We start from the raw sequence: 14,549 nt of genomic DNA, 5'->3' as shown, positions 1-14,549 counted from the left end.
CTAAATCAGCAGAACGCGGCTACGTTTAATATTCAGGTGCAGGAACGTCATCGCCCGTACATTTTTTCGTCATGACGGCACTTTAGGCTGGTTGAGCAGGTCATTAAGCAACCACCGCGTTGCACTCAACAAGGAGCTGACAATGGACGATTACCAGGAAGAATTGCTGGAGTACCAGGCCTTTGAACTGGACCCGTTGGACCCGGCTGATGACGCCACAGAGCTGTAACCGGACGTCAGGCTGAATGCCGCTGACTGCGGCGAAATTCCCCTGGGGTCTGGCTGTTCCAACGCTTGAACGCCCGTTGAAAGGCTTCGGCTGAGGCAAAGCCGAGCAAGTAGGCGATTTCGCCGAACGCCAGTTCCGTATCGCGAATATAGGTCATGGCCAGGTCGCGGCGGGTATCGTTGAGGATCGCCCGAAACTGCGTGCCTTCTTCGGCCAGTTTGCGGCGCAAGGTCCAGGTTGGCAGCTTCAAGCGTGCCGCCACTTCTTCCAGGTTGGGTTCCCGGCCGCCATTGAGCATCGGCCCGAGTAAACGGGTGATGCGCTCGCGCAGGCTGCGGGTGCGGGTCAACTGCTCCAATTCCCTTTCACACAGTTGCAACAGCGTTTGCCAGGTACTGGGGCAATGCGCGGGGTTGCGCAGTGCCAGGGTGTGTTGGCTCAGGCGCAGTTGATTGGCCTCGGCACCAAACTGAATCTGACAGTCTCCCAGAACGCTGTAGCACGGACTGTAGTCGGGCGCCGCGAATTCGATCTCGATCCGTTCGGCCCGCACCGGTTCTGCGCTCAGGCTCGACAGCTGATGCAGCCAGCCGGCGATGATCGAGTCCACCACAAAGCGGTTGTAGGCGTTGTAGGGGCTGATGGAGTAGAAACGTAACCACGCGCCCTGGGCGTCTTCATGAAAGCTGGACTGGCCACGGTAATTGGCGCCATACAACGCTTCGAAGCGGGTCAGCGTACGGGCTGCCTCGCGTACGGTGGGCGCCTGGGCGGCGGTGACACCAGCCAACCCTGCCTGGCTCAAGCGACTGAGCTGGCCCATGCGCAAACCCAGGCTCGGATCGCCGGTCAACTGAATGGCCGCGTGGCCCAGGCGCATGTAGCGGGGGATCGACAAGCGAGCACCGGCCTCGCCAAGGCGTGCCGGGTCCAGGCCGTATTGCAGCAGCAGTGGTTGCGGGTCCAGGCCATGGCTGAGGATGGCGTCGGCCAGTGTGTGGACAAAGCCCACCGATAAATCCCCGAGGCGCATTGGCGCAGGCTTCATGATTTACAGCCAGACGTTCAGCATGCGCGCACCACGCGCGTTGCTGTCGGCGAACACTTCGCCATTGCGGGTGAGAAAGCTCTGCCCGGCACTGCTCTGGTCCCAGAACTGCCCGCGCAGGAAAACACTCATGCCGGCCGTGGCTTGGCTGATGGGTTGTTGGCTGATCAGCGTCAGGCGGTGCCAGGCTTCGCCTTCACTGAGTTCTTCGGGTTTGAGGCTGACTTCCGGCGGCGTAGATACGCTCTTGAAGCCACGCCACGGTTTGTCCCACGTATCGCGGCCAATGACGAACGCCGGCACCACCACCAATTGCGCGCCTTGTTCATTGAGCTTGCGGTAGTTGTCCGGGTACCAACTGTCGCTGCCAATCAGGATGCCCAGGCGGCCGGCAGGCGTATCGATCACGCTGATGGCGTTTTCATCGCTGGGTTGGATAAAACCGCGTTCATCGAAGATCGGGTAGAGCTGGCGCTGGGGTTGGCCCAACGGAAAGCCATCACGGCCAAATACCAGGCTGGCGTTGTACAGCGCGCCATGGCCGACCTGCAATTGGCCTTGGCTGACACTGGGGTTGGGCAAGGCAATGGAGCCGGCCACCAGGGTGATGCCGAACTCTTTGGCCAGGCCGCCAAACAGAATCTGATAGTCGCGCGCCATGGTCGGCGCTTTCATGCGCAGGTAGGCGTCGTCCATACGGTTGGCGCCCTCGGCGCTGATCAGGGCGCGAAGGAACAGCAGCGGGTTGCTGGCCGACAGCCAGTTCATCGCCTCTTCAAGACTGGTGGCCTGGTACAACTGGTCTTTTTCGCCACTGAGCATCAGCCAAGTGCCGACATGTTCGGGCAATACGACGATGGTTTTCTCGTTAAGCAGGCCTTGGTCCTGGGCTTTGCGCAGGTAGGCCGACAGTTTCAGGTGCAGGCGTTCCAGGCTCTGGTAGTCGGCGGGAAACAGTTCCGGCTGGATGCCCAGCAGGTTGCCGCGATCGGCGGGGATACCTTCGTCGACTGCCAGGTTGATCCGCAGGTCCGACAGGTAATGCCCCACGGGGCGCTCCTGGGTCCAGACCAGATAGGCGGAAACGGCGGCGACGAAGGCCATGGTGAGGGTTAAGGCAAGCAGTTTACGCATGGGGAAAATGACAACGGACGGTGTGCATGATCTTGCATGTTCTCTTAAAACTGTATCGCAGGTACGAAAAACAATGGTTGGGCGCAAAATTTAAGATTGATATGAAATCATATTTTTGCGGCGGGGTGAATGTCGGTCTCATTCAACACGGAGGATGCGTTGTGTCAAATGTGATCTGCACTTGCACCCAAACCCATCGAAGTGAAGTTAGGGGCAAGCGCACACTCACATGAGATCTTCGTTATTTTGAGCCTTGTGCTCGCTTGACTGACTGGGATTATTTACCAACTGATCCGAACCCCCGCGTTACCACTGACACCCTCCAGTTCGTTGGTATCCAGATTAGTGTTGTAGTCCGCCGCCAGGTACACGCTCACCGTTGAGGACAAGCGGGCAACCACGCCCACGCCCAGGTCGGCGGAGGAGGACTTGTGATCGCTCTTGATCCGGTCAACGTCATCGTAGGTCACCGTATCGCTGCCACCGAAGGTGCGCCAGGCGTTGGCTCGCAGATAAGGTTCGATCGGTGTGTTCTGCACCAGGTAACGGCCTTTCAGGCGTGCGCCGACGCGCCCGGTCCAGTAATCCTGGGAGTCGAATGAGACCTTGGAAATGCCGTCATTCTGGCTGTCCATATCAATCTGCTGGTTGATCACCTGGACCTGCGGTTCCACTACCCAGTGTTCCGACACGGTAATCGGATACCCGGCTTCTGCCGACAGCGCCAGTGCGTGGCCCTTGCTGTCCATCTTCACGCCACGGTCGGATTTGTTGTCGCCATCCAGTCGGGTACCCATGGCCACGAGGTCCACGTACCAGCCTTTGGGATCGGTTAGGGTCCAGTAGGCACCGAAGTTGTCCCCGTCAAGTTTGACCCGACCGGAGCGGCGGTCCTGGAAGCCCAAGGCAAAGCCTTTGACGTCGCCCTGTAAGCGGCTTTGACCCACGAACAAACCGAAGCGTTGGGTCTGCCCGCCACTGGTTTCAGAGGCGTAGAGATCGTGACCCACCTGATAGCCTTTGACAGAACCGTCGAAACTCGGCGAAACGGTGCCTGACCAGCTCTTGTTGAAGTCACTGCCATACGCACGACCCCAACCGGCCGGGACGGCTCCGGTTTCGCTCAGCAGGCTTTGTTCGCCCTGGCGTTCATGGAACGTACCCAGCGCTTGCAAGGTCATCAACTGTGCGGCCGGCACCACCACCGAATACACGGGCACTTCCAGGCGGTACAGGGGAATTGGCTCGGCGCCCGCGATCGCTGTTGGCAGTAGTGGGGTGGTGACGGCAGGCTCAGGCGAGGCTCCGGCCGGCACTTGAGTGGGTGGTGGAGCAGGGGGCTCGACTGGCGCGACAGGCTGTGAGGTCGGCGGCTCCACGGGCGGTTCATCGGGCGCGACCACGGGTGGTGTCGGTGGAATCGGTGGTATCGGCACCACGACTGGCGGCACTGGTGGGGGCGTCGGTACCACGGGCGGTTGCACCGCCACTACCGAGGAGCGCAGGTACCAGTTGTTTTCCGAACCCGCCGTCACCCCGCCCTTGAATAGATAGTACTCATAGGCCCCGGCAGAAACCGAGCCTTTCAGGGCAAAGGCATCGGTAGTGCTGACCGCGCCGTTGAGCGCCTGCACCACCTCGATCCCATTGTTTTGCGTAAGGCCACCGAGGCCACCGAGGTTGGTCACCGCCAATTGGGTGTTACCGCTGATGGTGCCGTCCGAGACCACCAGTTTGTCCGTGGCGGAGTTATCGTCCCCCAGCGCTGTTTGCAGCCACAACTGGCCGTTGTTGCCAACATAGTTGCCGTGCACGGTCAGCGAGTCGGTGGCGCTGTTGCTGGCGGTGGTCATGTCGATGGTACCGGCGTTGCTGAGGGTGGCCAACTGGCCGGCGGTATAGGGACGGATGCTGCCCTGGGTCACGGCCAGCACACTGCTGTTGTCGATGGAAAAGGTTCCGATATTGCTGGCGCTGTCACCGAGGAAAAAATCCCCCGTCAGGTCGAAGCGCGAATTGTTGTTGAGGTTGACGGTTTCCCAGCCGATGTAACGCGATGCTGTGCTGGAGGTGGTGTTATCGAAGGTCAGTTGATCATTGCCCAGGCCACCGTCGATGGACGGCGTGGTACTTAACAGGCTTTCAGTCAGGCCGCTGAGCAGCGCGGTATCGTCGCCGTCGCCCATCAGCACTGCTGATTTGATCTGGCCGCCATTGATCCAGTTGAGTGTGTCGTTGCCGACGCTGGCGCGGATTTCGCCGTTAATGATCCCGCCGCTGATTGTGATGCTGTCATTGCCACCGCTGACGCTGATATTGCCGCCGATAGTGCCGCCGGAAACGATAATCTGGTCGGTGCCAAAACCGGTCACCAGGTTGCCGAGAATCGAGCCACCGGACATGTCGTAGATATTGTTATCCAGCTTCATGTCGACCCGGCCGATGGTGCCGCTGGTCTGCTGCGCCACGTCGCCGTCTTCAAAGGCGCCGACGATGGTACCCCCGGTCATCAGGAAGGTGTCGCGGCCGTCCCCTTGGGCCAGGGACTGGATTTGTCCGCCGCTCATTACAAAGTCATCGATACCATTGCCTTGGGAAACAGCCCCGGTGACCGTGCCGGCACTGATCTGGAAGCGATCGGCACCGTCACCCTGGGTGACTGTCCCCACGATGCGGCCAGAGTTTATGTCGACGAAGTCACCCCCCGGACCGAAGGTGATGTTGCCGTTGATGGTGCCGGTGCCGCCGGCGGGGAGTGTCAGGGTGTTGTTGCCCAACAAGTCGGTAAGGCCGGTAGCGCTGGTGCCGCTGTCGCACACATAAGAATCAACCCCGAGGCCTGGGGTAAGTACACACGCGGCCTGGGCTTGCTGCAAGGCGAGGCTCATCAGGGAAAGTACGCTCACGCCGAGTAGAGCAGGCTTGGTAAATAACCGTTCCGTGTACATAAGGCCGTCCTGCTCTAGTTATAAAACTGTACTGGGTTTAGTACATGTCGTTCAGGTTGGCAATTAATGGGGTGCGCTGGCTTGGCTCAAGGGTGAGTGAACAGAATTTAGACCCTGGTGAATACTCATGGAGGGTTCGGCGCTTGGGCAGGGCTGATAGACACACTTGTCAAGAGGTGCTGCACATTTGGATCAATAAGTTGTCAGTTTCAGTCATTGAGCGACAGCGGGTGGACTCTTAGTCTGTGGGACATAAACCGATGGGGTGCCGTTCGAGCGTCCCACGTCCCGTGATGATCCGTTGTGGAGCTGTACCATGACCGCTGCTGCCTACCCGCACCTGCTGGCCCCGTTGGACCTGGGTTTTACCACCTTGCGCAACCGCACACTGATGGGCTCGATGCACACTGGCCTTGAAGAAAAACCCGGTGGTTTCGAGCGCATGGCGGCCTATTTTGCCGAGCGCGCCCGTGGCGGCGTTGGCCTGATGGTCACTGGCGGCATTGGCCCCAACGATGAAGGCGGGGTGTATTCCGGTGCGGCCAAGCTGACCACCGAGGAAGAGGCGCAAAAACACAAGATCGTCACGCATGCCGTGCACGAGGCGGGTGGCAAGATCTGCATGCAGATTCTCCATGCCGGCCGTTATGCCTACAGCCCCAGGCAGGTAGCGCCAAGCGCAATCCAGGCGCCGATCAACCCGTTCAAGCCTAAAGAGCTGGACGAAGAGGGCATCGAAAAGCAGATCAGCGATTTCGTCACCTGCTCGGTACTGGCCCAGGTCGCCGAGTATGACGGTGTGGAAATCATGGGTTCTGAAGGCTACTTCATTAACCAGTTTCTCGCCGCCCACACCAATCATCGCACCGACCGTTGGGGCGGTGCCTACGAAAACCGCATGCGCTTGCCGGTGGAGATCGTCCGTCGGGTGCGCGAAGCCGTGGGGCCCAATTTCATCATCATCTTCCGCCTGTCGATGCTCGATCTGGTGGAAGGCGGCAGCACCTGGGAAGAAATCGTGCAGTTGGCCAAGGCCATCGAGCAGGCTGGCGCGACGCTTATCAACACCGGCATTGGCTGGCATGAAGCGCGCATCCCGACCATCGCCACCAAAGTCCCCCGTGGCGCCTTCAGTAAAGTGACTGCCAAGCTGCGCGGTTCGGTGAAGATCCCGCTGATTACCACCAACCGTATCAACACCCCGCAAATCGCCGAGCAGATCCTGGCCGAAGGCGATGCCGACATGGTCTCCATGGCCCGGCCGTTCCTGGCGGATGCGGACTTCGTCAACAAGGCTGCTGAAGGCCGCGCTGACGAGATCAATACGTGTATTGGCTGCAATCAGGCCTGCCTGGATCACACCTTCAGCGGAAAACTGACCACCTGCCTGGTCAACCCACGGGCGTGCCATGAGACCGAACTCAACTATCTGCCTGTCAAGCAGATCAAGAAAGTCGCCGTGGTCGGCGCCGGGCCTGCGGGTTTGGCTGCAGCGACCGTGGCAGCCGAACGCGGACATCAAGTGACGCTGTTCGATTCCGCCAGCGAGATCGGCGGCCAGTTCAATATCGCCAAGCGCGTACCGGGCAAGGAAGAGTTTGTTGAAACCCTGCGCTACTTCAAGCGCAAGTTGCAGACGACCCATGTCGAGTTGTGCCTCAACACCCGCGTGGATGTGGAGCATCTGGTGGCTGGCGGCTATGACGAAATCATCCTGGCCACCGGTATTGCGCCGCGTACCCCAGCGATTCCGGGTGTCGAGAACGCCAAGGTGCTCAGCTACCTGGACGTGATCCTGGAGCGCAAGCCAGTGGGCAAGCGTGTGGCGGTAATCGGGGCCGGTGGCATCGGTTTTGACGTGTCGGAATTCCTCGTGCACCAAGGCGTGTCTACCAGCCTGAACCGTGAGGCGTTCTGGAAAGAGTGGGGCATTGATACTCACCTTGAGGCGCGGGGCGGCGTGGCCGGAATCAAGGCTGAGCCTCATGCACCGGCGCGCCAGGTGTTCCTGCTGCAGCGCAAGGCTTCCAAGGTTGGCGACGGCCTGGGCAAGACCACCGGCTGGATTCACCGCGCCGGCCTGAAGAACAAACAGGTGCAGATGCTCAACAGCGTCGAGTACTTGAAGATCGATGATGAAGGTTTGCACATCCGCATCGGTGCCGACGGCGAGCCCCAGGTGTTGGCGGTGGACAACATTGTCATCTGTGCCGGCCAAGACCCGCTGCGCGAACTGCAGGACGGTCTGGTCGCTGCCGGGCAGAATGTGCATCTGATCGGTGGTGCCGATGTTGCCGCCGAGCTGGATGCCAAGCGCGCCATCAACCAGGGCTCGCGCCTCGCCGCTGAGTTGTAAGTGCGTTAAAGGGGCGGTGTTAGACTACCGCCCCTTTTTTCATGCAGACTCGCTGCCATGGGTCCCTTCGACTGGCTCCCTCACGCCCCGCTTGAACCGTTGCATCTGGACTGGCTGGCTCGCGCAGGCATCGAGGTTGCGGTGCTACGCCTGGATCGTATCGACCCGCTGATCAGCGGTAACAAGTGGTTCAAGCTGACCGAGCATTTGGCTCAAGCTCAGCAAGCCGGCGCTAGCGGCATCATCAGCCTGGGCGGTGCTTACTCCAACCACCTGCACGCGTTGGCGGCAGCCGGCAAACGCTTCGGCTTTGCCACCGTCGGGCTATTGCGTGGTCATCCTCAAGAAACCCCCACCGTAGTTGACCTCAAGGCCTTCGGCATGCAGCTGCATTGGCTGGGCTATGGCGGATATCGGGCGCGCCATAAGCCTGATTTTTGGCTGCCGTGGAAGGAACAGTATCCGCATTTGCACCCGGTGCCTGAGGGTGGCGGAGGATTGTCGGGGGCCATGGGCTGCAGGCAGTTGGTGTTTCAGACACAGGCACAGTTACGCGGTCTGGGTTGGGAGGATTATCACGGTTGGTGGCTGGCAGCCGGGACGGGCACCACGTTGGCCGGGCTGGTGCTGGCCGAGGCGGGCGCGCACCCGGTGTATGGCGCGCTGGCGGTGCCGCTGGATCACGGTGTGGAGCGCCATGTGCGCGAGATTGTGCAAGGAGGGTTCGAGCTGCTCGATGCCAGCCGAGGCGGATTTGCCCAGGTTGATCCCGTGCTGCTGGCGTTTATCGACGCCACGGAACAGGCCAGCGGTTTGCCCCTTGAGCCTCTTTACACCGCCAAGGCGTTGCTGGCGTTGAAGGAGCAAGTCGAGGCGGGCCGGTTTGCCGTAGGCACACGCCTGATCTTCATCCACACCGGCGGCTTACAGGGCCGCCGGGGTTTTGCGTAGGGTCAGCGTTTAGGCATCATCCGCCGCACGGTGTTGTCACGCATAAAGTAATGGTGATAAAGCCCCGCTACGGCATGCAGGCCGATCAGCCAATAGCCGATGGTGCCACCCAGCACGTGCCAGCCTTCGATCTGCTTGGCCAGGTCCTTGTTCTCGCCAATCAGCGGCGGTAACTCAATCCCGTAAAACAGCACCGAGTGTCCCTCGGCGCTAACGATCAACCAGCCAAAAATCGGCATGCCAATCATGAATACATAGAGCGCCACGTGCATCAGGGTGGCAAGCAAGGCCTGCCATTGCGGCGGCGCCGGCACGATCTTCGGTGCTACACCCAGGGTGCGCGCGAACAGTCGCAGCCAGACCAGTACGAATACCGTCAGGCCGAACATAAAGTGCAGCTCCTTGATTAACGTACGGCCACCACTGCCCTTGGGGAATATCCCGCGAAACTCAATGGTGGTGTAGACCATCACCAGTAGCACCAGCATCAGCCAGTGCAGGGCAATCGACATCGTACTGTAACGCGAATCGGTGTTTTTCCAGGGCATCGCTTTGTTCCTCACTTATCAGGGCAAACCTCCGTTCTTCAGCGACGAAGTCCTTTCAATGTAAGCCTTTTTTCCAGATTTGCCCGTGGCAACTGCGTGAGGTCGCGATATGTTGATCTTGATCAGTTGCTCTGCGGCATCTCACCTCGTGCCAGACGGCTATTGATATCGGCAATGACCGCAGGCAGGTCGCTGATAGTGTCGATCATGTAGTGCGGGCGTGAGCTTTCGAACTGACCCTGGATACGGCCGCGTTCGCTGGCCAGTGTTTCGCCGTCCAATGCGCGAAATTGTTCATAGGTAAGGCCCAGCGCGTTGCCCGAGCAGGTCAGCGCCACGGTCCACATCCCGGCACGACGGCCTTCCAGAATGCCCGGCACGGTATCGTCGATCTTCACGCAGGCGGCGACATCATCTATCCCCAGCGCGATCACGTTAGCCAACGCCTGGGCCGGCCATGGGCGGCCGTTGGGCACTTCGTCGGTGGCGACCACATGGTCGGCGACATAGCCGTTACGGGCGGCCAGTTCCACCACCTTATCCATGACCTGCTTAGGGTAGCCGGAGCAGGAGCCGATCTTGATACCTTGCTGACGCAACTGCGCGATGGTCTCCAGGGCGCCGGGAATCAAGGCGGAGTGATCGGCGATCTTTTCGATCTGCAACGGCATGAAGCGTTGGTAGATGGCGGTCACGTCGTCATCGGTCGGCGTACGGCCAAACGCTTTGCGGTACCGCTCGGCCACTTGCGGCTGGTCACACAGGGTGCGGATGTGGTCCCACTTGCCCATGCCCATCGGGCCGCGCGCTTCTTCGATGGAGACCTGGACGTCGAATTCGGCGAAGGCTTCGACAAAGATCTGGGTTGGGGCGAAGGAGCCGAAGTCGACCACGGTGCCGGCCCAGTCGAGGATGGCGGCTTGGAGTTTGCTTGGGTTTTGGTAGTTCATGGTTCAAATCCTGTGGTTCAAAATAAGTGGGGGTAATCAGATTTCCAGCACTTCCATCTCTTGCAGCACCTGGGCAATCGCTGCCACGGCAGCCTGCATCTCGGTCTGGTTGACATGGCCGATGCAGCCGACGCGAAAGGTTTCCACTTGGGTTAATTTGCCGGGGTAGAGGATGAATCCCTTGGCCTTGACCCGTTCGTAGAAGTCCTTGAACTGGTAGCGCGGATCTTTTGGCGCGTGGAAGGTGACGATGATCGGCGCCTGGATCGCGGTGGGTAGAAAGCTGCGCACACCGAGCTTGGCCATCCCCTCCAGCAGTGTCTGGCAGTTGTTGGCATAGCGCTGATGGCGAGCCGGCAAGCCGCCTTCTTCGTTGTATTGCAGCAACGCTTCGTGCAGTGCGGCGACGACGTGGGTTGGCGGGGTGAAGCGCCATTGGCCGGTCTTGGCCATGTAGCTGTGTTGATCAAACAGATCCATGGCCAGGGAGTGGCTGTTGCCCTGGGAGGCTATCAGTGCCTGTTTTTCGGCGAAGACAAAACCCATTCCCGGCACACCTTCCAGGCATTTGCCGGAGGCGGCGATCAACGCATCAAAAGGTACTTGGCGGGCATCGATGGGCAGCGCGCCAAAGGAACTCATGGCGTCGATGATCAGGCGCTTGCCGTGGCGGGCGATGACCTGGGCGATTTCCGGTAGTGGGTTGAGGATGCCGGTGCTGGTTTCACAATGGATCAGTGCGACGTGGGTGATACGGCTGTCAGCCTGCAGCAGGCGGTCGACGTCGGCGGCGGTGGTGGGTTCATCTTCGGCGGTTTCAAAGGTGCTGAATGAGCGGCCCAACACTTCGCATATCTTCGCCAGGCGCTTGCCATAGGCGCCATTGATTAGCACCAGCACCTTGCCGTCCCGTGGGACCAGCGTGCCGATGGCCGCTTCGACCGCGAAAGTACCGCTGCCCTGCAACGGCACGCAGTGATGGCTGTTGCTGCCGTTGACGATGGTCAGCAACTGATTGCAGAGGCTGGCGGTCAGTTGATTGAAACTGTCATCCCATGAACCCCAGTCCACCATCATCGCCTGGCGGGTACGGGCGGAGGTGGTCAAGGGGCCGGGGGTGAGCAGGATCGGCGCGGCAGTACTCATTCTGATGTCCTCGCAAAGCGTTGGGGTGAAGCTACGGGACATAAGTTGCAGTTTGCCTTGCCATCAATCAAATTGTTTGTTGTTATGCCAGCCATCAGTGAGACCGATAGCTATGAATTTATTTCAACTGCGTGCATTTGATGCCGTCGCCCGTGACGGTAGTTTTACCCGTGCCGCTGCGCGGTTGTTTATCAGCCAGCCGGCGGTCACCGGGCACATCAAGGCGCTGGAGGAGCACTACCAGATCACCCTGTTGCGGCGCACTGCCCGGCGGGTGGAATTGACCGAGGAGGGCACCAAGCTCGCCGCGATCACTCGGGCCATCTTTGGCCTGGTGGATGAGGCGCAAGCGATGCTGGAGGCCAACCGGCAACTGCTCACCGGGCGCCTGGAAGTGGCGGCGGACGGGCCGCACATGGTCATGCCGATGCTGGCGAAGCTGCGCGCCCGTTATCCGGGGATCACCGTCAACCTGCGCCTGGGCAACGCTCAGGAAACCCTCGCCGCACTGCTGTCCGAACACGCTGACGTGGCGGTGTTGACCGAGGTCGAGCCGCGCAAGGGCCTGCACCTGCAACCCTTGAGTGAGTCACGGATCTGCGCGCTGGTGCCGGCAGGGCATCCCTGGTTGGCGGACCCGGCAGGGATTCGCCTTGAGCAACTGGACCAGGTGATCATGGTGCTGCGCGAGCCCAGTTCCATTACCCGCCGCACCTTCGACGATGCCTGCACCCAGGCGGGGGTCCAGCCCAAGGTGCTGCTGGAACTGGACAGCCGCGAAGCGGTGACGGAAGCCGTGGCCGCTGAGTTGGGGGTGGGGGTGGTGTCATCGGTGGAGGTCAGCCGCGACCCACGGGTTCGAGCGATTCCCATCAGCGGCGACGGGCTGGTGAACCGGCACATGATCGGTTGCATGGAGCGGCGCCGGGAGTTGCGCTTGATTCAGGCGTTTTTTGAGTTGGCGCCGGGCTGATCCTCCAGCAGGCTTTCCCTGACAATCTCCAGGAATGTCGCCACCACTCCAAACCATTGCGCACCTGACCTCCTGCGTCAGCGGCCGGTTTTTTGGTGGATCAGAGTGTTTTTGCGCTATAAACTCTGCCCCCAAAGCGCCGGCCAGTAGACGTCTCGGCGCGATGGACAAAAGAGAGCGAGTCATGGGCGCACAGTGGAAGGTTAAACACAAAGAAGCGGCATCCAATGCCAAGGGCAAGATTTTCGGCAAACTGGTGAAAGAGATCACCATTGCCGCCCGCAACGGTGCCGATATCTCGACCAACGCGCACCTGCGTCTGGTGGTGGAACAGGCCAAAAAGGCCTCGATGCCCAAGGAAACACTGGACCGGGCTATCAAGAAAGGCGCTGGCCTGCTGGGTGAGACCGTGCACTACCATCGCGTGACCTACGAAGGTTTTGCCCCGCATCAGGTGCCATTGATCGTTGAGTGCGTGACCGACAACATCAACCGTACCGTGGCGGAAATCCGCGTGGCGTTTCGCAAGGGTCAACTGGGCGCTTCCGGCTCCGTGGCCTGGGACTTCAACCATGTCGGCATGATCGAAGCCACGCCAGACACCCCGGACGCCGATCCAGAAATGGCCGCCATTGAAGCCGGCGCTCAGGATTTTGAAGAAGGCGAAGAGGGCGCAACCCTGTTCATCACCGAGCCTACTGACCTCGACTCCGTACAGAAAGCCTTGCCTGAACAGGGTTTCACCGTGCTGTCCGCCAAGCTGGGATATCAGCCGAAGAACCCGGTCAGCGGTTTGAGCGACGAGCAAATGGCTGAAGTCGAAGCCTTCCTTGAAGGCCTGGACAACCATGACGACGTGCAGGACATGTTTGTCGGGTTGGCGGGCTAACCCTTTAACTGATCATTCCCACACGGTGTGGGAATGATCATACGGTCACGCTAACAGCGCCTCGATCTCGGCGAATCCCGGCCTTGCCAGCACATCCGGCTGACAGCAACGCTCCTGCAATACCTCCAGTGCCCGGCGATTTTCATCGCTCAACCCGGTCTCAATCCGCTCCAGCAACTCCCCCAGCAACACCCCGAATGCCCGCACTTCAATGCGCTGCAAGGCCTGTGTTTCGAGGCTGTCAGCCGTGGCATGGAACGAGGCGGCACCAAAGTCCCCCAGCAAACAATCACCGGCTGCGTTCCACAAAATATTGTGGCCGTAGAGATCGCCGTGGGTGATGCCCTGGCGATGCAGATGCGCCGCCACCGAGGCGATGCCGCTCACCATGCGCAGGGCCACCTCGGCGCGCAAACGCGTGCCGGGTTCATAGACGTCGCGGGTACAAGAGGCCAGGCTCGGCAAGCCCGCGAGGTTGCGGTAGCTCGGCTCGATCAGTTGCATCACCAGCGCCGCCTGGTCTTCGGGATGTCCAATGACGCGGCCTTCAACCTTGATCAAATTGGCATGTTGGCCGGCAGCGATGCAGGCCTGCATCTCGTGCAAGGGAGAACCGTCGCTGGTGATGCTGCCTTTGTAGAGCTTGACCGCGACGGCCCTGGCCGGGCCCGTCGTTGGGGTCCAGGTCGCCTGGCGAATGATCCCGGAAGCGCCTTCGCCGAGCACCTGGGCCAGGTCGAGTTGCGACCAGGGAATATTGGGTGTCGTGTCGTTGCCGGCCATCTCAACGGCCATTTCCACCGGGTTGCCAGCATAGGCCAGCCAGGTCAGGCTGGGCAGCGCCAGCAGCCAACCCGGCAGGTGGGTCAAGCGGTTGGAGGCGATACGCAGCAACTCAAGGTTTTTGCAGTGGGCCAGGCTCTCGGGTAACTGTTCAAGGTGATTGCCGGCCAGCATCAGTTTTTGCAGCAGCGGTCTTTCGCCCAACTCGGCCGGCAACCGGCTGATGCGGTTGTCGGTGAGGATCAGCCAACGCAGCAATGGCGGCAGGGCGGCGGCCGGGACGTTTTCTATTTGGTTGGCCTTGAAACCGACCATGCTCAACCGGGTGCACTGGCCCAGGCATTCGGGCAGTTCGGTGAAGGCATTGTCGGAGCAAAACAGCACGCGCAAGTGGGGCAGGCGGTGCAGGTCGTCCGGCAGACTGTGCAGGGCGTTGCCGCTCAGGTTGAGAATTTCCAGGGAGTCCGCCAGGTCGAAGATTTCCCGGGGGAATTCGGTCAGCCCGCACGATAGGTCCAGACGCTTGATGCCAGCCAATTGGCCGGCCTTGAGTTGGGCAAGGGTATCCATGAACAGCGTGGTCACTCGGCAATA

The 14,549-nt window shown here is 60.4% G+C and carries 12 protein-coding genes; 5 read left to right on the top strand and 7 right to left on the bottom strand.

Translation table 11 applies throughout. The features are described from left to right. Positions 1–91: 91 nt before the first annotated feature. Positions 92–229, top strand: coding sequence for a hypothetical protein (locus ACZRJ6_RS17010; RefSeq protein WP_463969601.1), 138 nt, complete (start codon positions 92–94; stop codon positions 227–229). A gap of 7 nt (positions 230–236) precedes the next feature. Here the strand turns inward: ACZRJ6_RS17010 and ACZRJ6_RS17005 are convergent, their stop codons facing one another. The 3 genes from ACZRJ6_RS17005 to ACZRJ6_RS16995 form a co-directional block, all read right to left on the bottom strand. Continuing rightward, entirely contained in the window at positions 237–1,277 is a 1,041-nt protein-coding gene (locus ACZRJ6_RS17005; RefSeq protein ID WP_463969409.1) for an AraC family transcriptional regulator, read from the bottom strand. 3 nt (positions 1,278–1,280) lie between these two features. Continuing rightward, positions 1,281–2,411: a carbon-nitrogen hydrolase family protein gene (locus ACZRJ6_RS17000; protein ID WP_463969410.1), complete on the bottom strand. Its 1,131-nt coding sequence runs from the start codon at positions 2,409–2,411 to the stop codon at positions 1,281–1,283. Positions 2,412–2,692: 281 nt separating this feature from the next. Then, a complete protein-coding gene (locus ACZRJ6_RS16995; protein ID WP_463969411.1) occupies positions 2,693–5,359 on the bottom strand; it encodes an autotransporter family protein in 2,667 nt (888 codons plus the stop codon). A 316-nt stretch (positions 5,360–5,675) separates the two neighbouring features. Between ACZRJ6_RS16995 and ACZRJ6_RS16990 the strand changes: the two genes are divergently transcribed. Both ACZRJ6_RS16990 and ACZRJ6_RS16985 read left to right on the top strand, forming a co-directional pair. Next, positions 5,676–7,715, top strand: a complete 2,040-nt coding sequence (locus tag ACZRJ6_RS16990; protein ID WP_463969412.1) for an oxidoreductase — start codon at positions 5,676–5,678, stop codon at positions 7,713–7,715. Positions 7,716–7,772: 57 nt separating this feature from the next. After that, positions 7,773–8,666 (top strand): 1-aminocyclopropane-1-carboxylate deaminase/D-cysteine desulfhydrase, encoded by an 894-nt coding sequence (locus ACZRJ6_RS16985; RefSeq protein WP_463969413.1) that lies wholly within the window; start codon positions 7,773–7,775, stop codon positions 8,664–8,666. A 2-nt stretch (positions 8,667–8,668) separates the two neighbouring features. Here the strand turns inward: ACZRJ6_RS16985 and ACZRJ6_RS16980 are convergent, their stop codons facing one another. The 3 genes from ACZRJ6_RS16980 to ACZRJ6_RS16970 form a co-directional block, all read right to left on the bottom strand. Next, positions 8,669–9,214 (bottom strand): cytochrome b, encoded by a 546-nt coding sequence (locus ACZRJ6_RS16980; RefSeq protein ID WP_463969414.1) that lies wholly within the window; start codon positions 9,212–9,214, stop codon positions 8,669–8,671. Positions 9,215–9,336: 122 nt separating this feature from the next. Next, positions 9,337–10,164, bottom strand: coding sequence for a phosphonoacetaldehyde hydrolase (phnX, locus tag ACZRJ6_RS16975; RefSeq protein ID WP_463969415.1), 828 nt, complete (start codon positions 10,162–10,164; stop codon positions 9,337–9,339). Between the two features lie 36 nt (positions 10,165–10,200). Further along, positions 10,201–11,310 (bottom strand): 2-aminoethylphosphonate--pyruvate transaminase, encoded by a 1,110-nt coding sequence (locus ACZRJ6_RS16970; protein ID WP_463969416.1) that lies wholly within the window; start codon positions 11,308–11,310, stop codon positions 10,201–10,203. Positions 11,311–11,422: 112 nt separating this feature from the next. Between ACZRJ6_RS16970 and ACZRJ6_RS16965 the strand changes: the two genes are divergently transcribed. Together ACZRJ6_RS16965 and ACZRJ6_RS16960 are read left to right on the top strand one after the other, a co-directional pair. After that, entirely contained in the window at positions 11,423–12,283 is an 861-nt protein-coding gene (locus ACZRJ6_RS16965; protein WP_463969417.1) for a LysR substrate-binding domain-containing protein, read from the top strand. Between the two features lie 184 nt (positions 12,284–12,467). Then, the gene (locus ACZRJ6_RS16960; RefSeq protein WP_463969418.1) at positions 12,468–13,172 is read left to right on the top strand and encodes a YebC/PmpR family DNA-binding transcriptional regulator; all 705 of its coding nucleotides are present in this window, start codon (positions 12,468–12,470) and stop codon (positions 13,170–13,172) included. Between the two features lie 45 nt (positions 13,173–13,217). On the opposite strand, the gene ACZRJ6_RS16955 is transcribed toward ACZRJ6_RS16960, so the two are convergent. Further along, on the bottom strand, positions 13,218–14,525 hold the full coding sequence (locus ACZRJ6_RS16955; RefSeq protein WP_463969419.1) for a leucine-rich repeat-containing protein kinase family protein: 1,308 nt from the start codon (positions 14,523–14,525) through the stop codon (positions 13,218–13,220). Between the last annotated feature and the right edge of the window lie 24 nt (positions 14,526–14,549).

It is taken from the genome of Pseudomonas sp. C321 (genome assembly GCF_055407105.1).
Note: the sequence above shows the minus strand (reverse complement) of the source record. Positions and strands in the feature narration are given on the sequence as shown.

Coding starts and splice junctions, on each gene's coding strand:
- ACZRJ6_RS16980 (WP_463969414.1), bottom strand. CDS start 9,214: ATGCCCTGGAAAAACACCGATTCGCGTTACAGTACGATGTCGATTGCC.
- ACZRJ6_RS16990 (WP_463969412.1), top strand. CDS start 5,676: ATGACCGCTGCTGCCTACCCGCACCTGCTGGCCCCGTTGGACCTGGGT.
- ACZRJ6_RS16970 (WP_463969416.1), bottom strand. CDS start 11,310: ATGAGTACTGCCGCGCCGATCCTGCTCACCCCCGGCCCCTTGACCACC.
- phnX (WP_463969415.1), bottom strand. CDS start 10,164: ATGAACTACCAAAACCCAAGCAAACTCCAAGCCGCCATCCTCGACTGG.
- ACZRJ6_RS17005 (WP_463969409.1), bottom strand. CDS start 1,277: ATGAAGCCTGCGCCAATGCGCCTCGGGGATTTATCGGTGGGCTTTGTC.
- ACZRJ6_RS16985 (WP_463969413.1), top strand. CDS start 7,773: ATGGGTCCCTTCGACTGGCTCCCTCACGCCCCGCTTGAACCGTTGCAT.
- ACZRJ6_RS16965 (WP_463969417.1), top strand. CDS start 11,423: ATGAATTTATTTCAACTGCGTGCATTTGATGCCGTCGCCCGTGACGGT.
- ACZRJ6_RS16955 (WP_463969419.1), bottom strand. CDS start 14,525: ATGGATACCCTTGCCCAACTCAAGGCCGGCCAATTGGCTGGCATCAAG.
- ACZRJ6_RS16960 (WP_463969418.1), top strand. CDS start 12,468: ATGGGCGCACAGTGGAAGGTTAAACACAAAGAAGCGGCATCCAATGCC.
- ACZRJ6_RS17000 (WP_463969410.1), bottom strand. CDS start 2,411: ATGCGTAAACTGCTTGCCTTAACCCTCACCATGGCCTTCGTCGCCGCC.
- ACZRJ6_RS16995 (WP_463969411.1), bottom strand. CDS start 5,359: ATGTACACGGAACGGTTATTTACCAAGCCTGCTCTACTCGGCGTGAGC.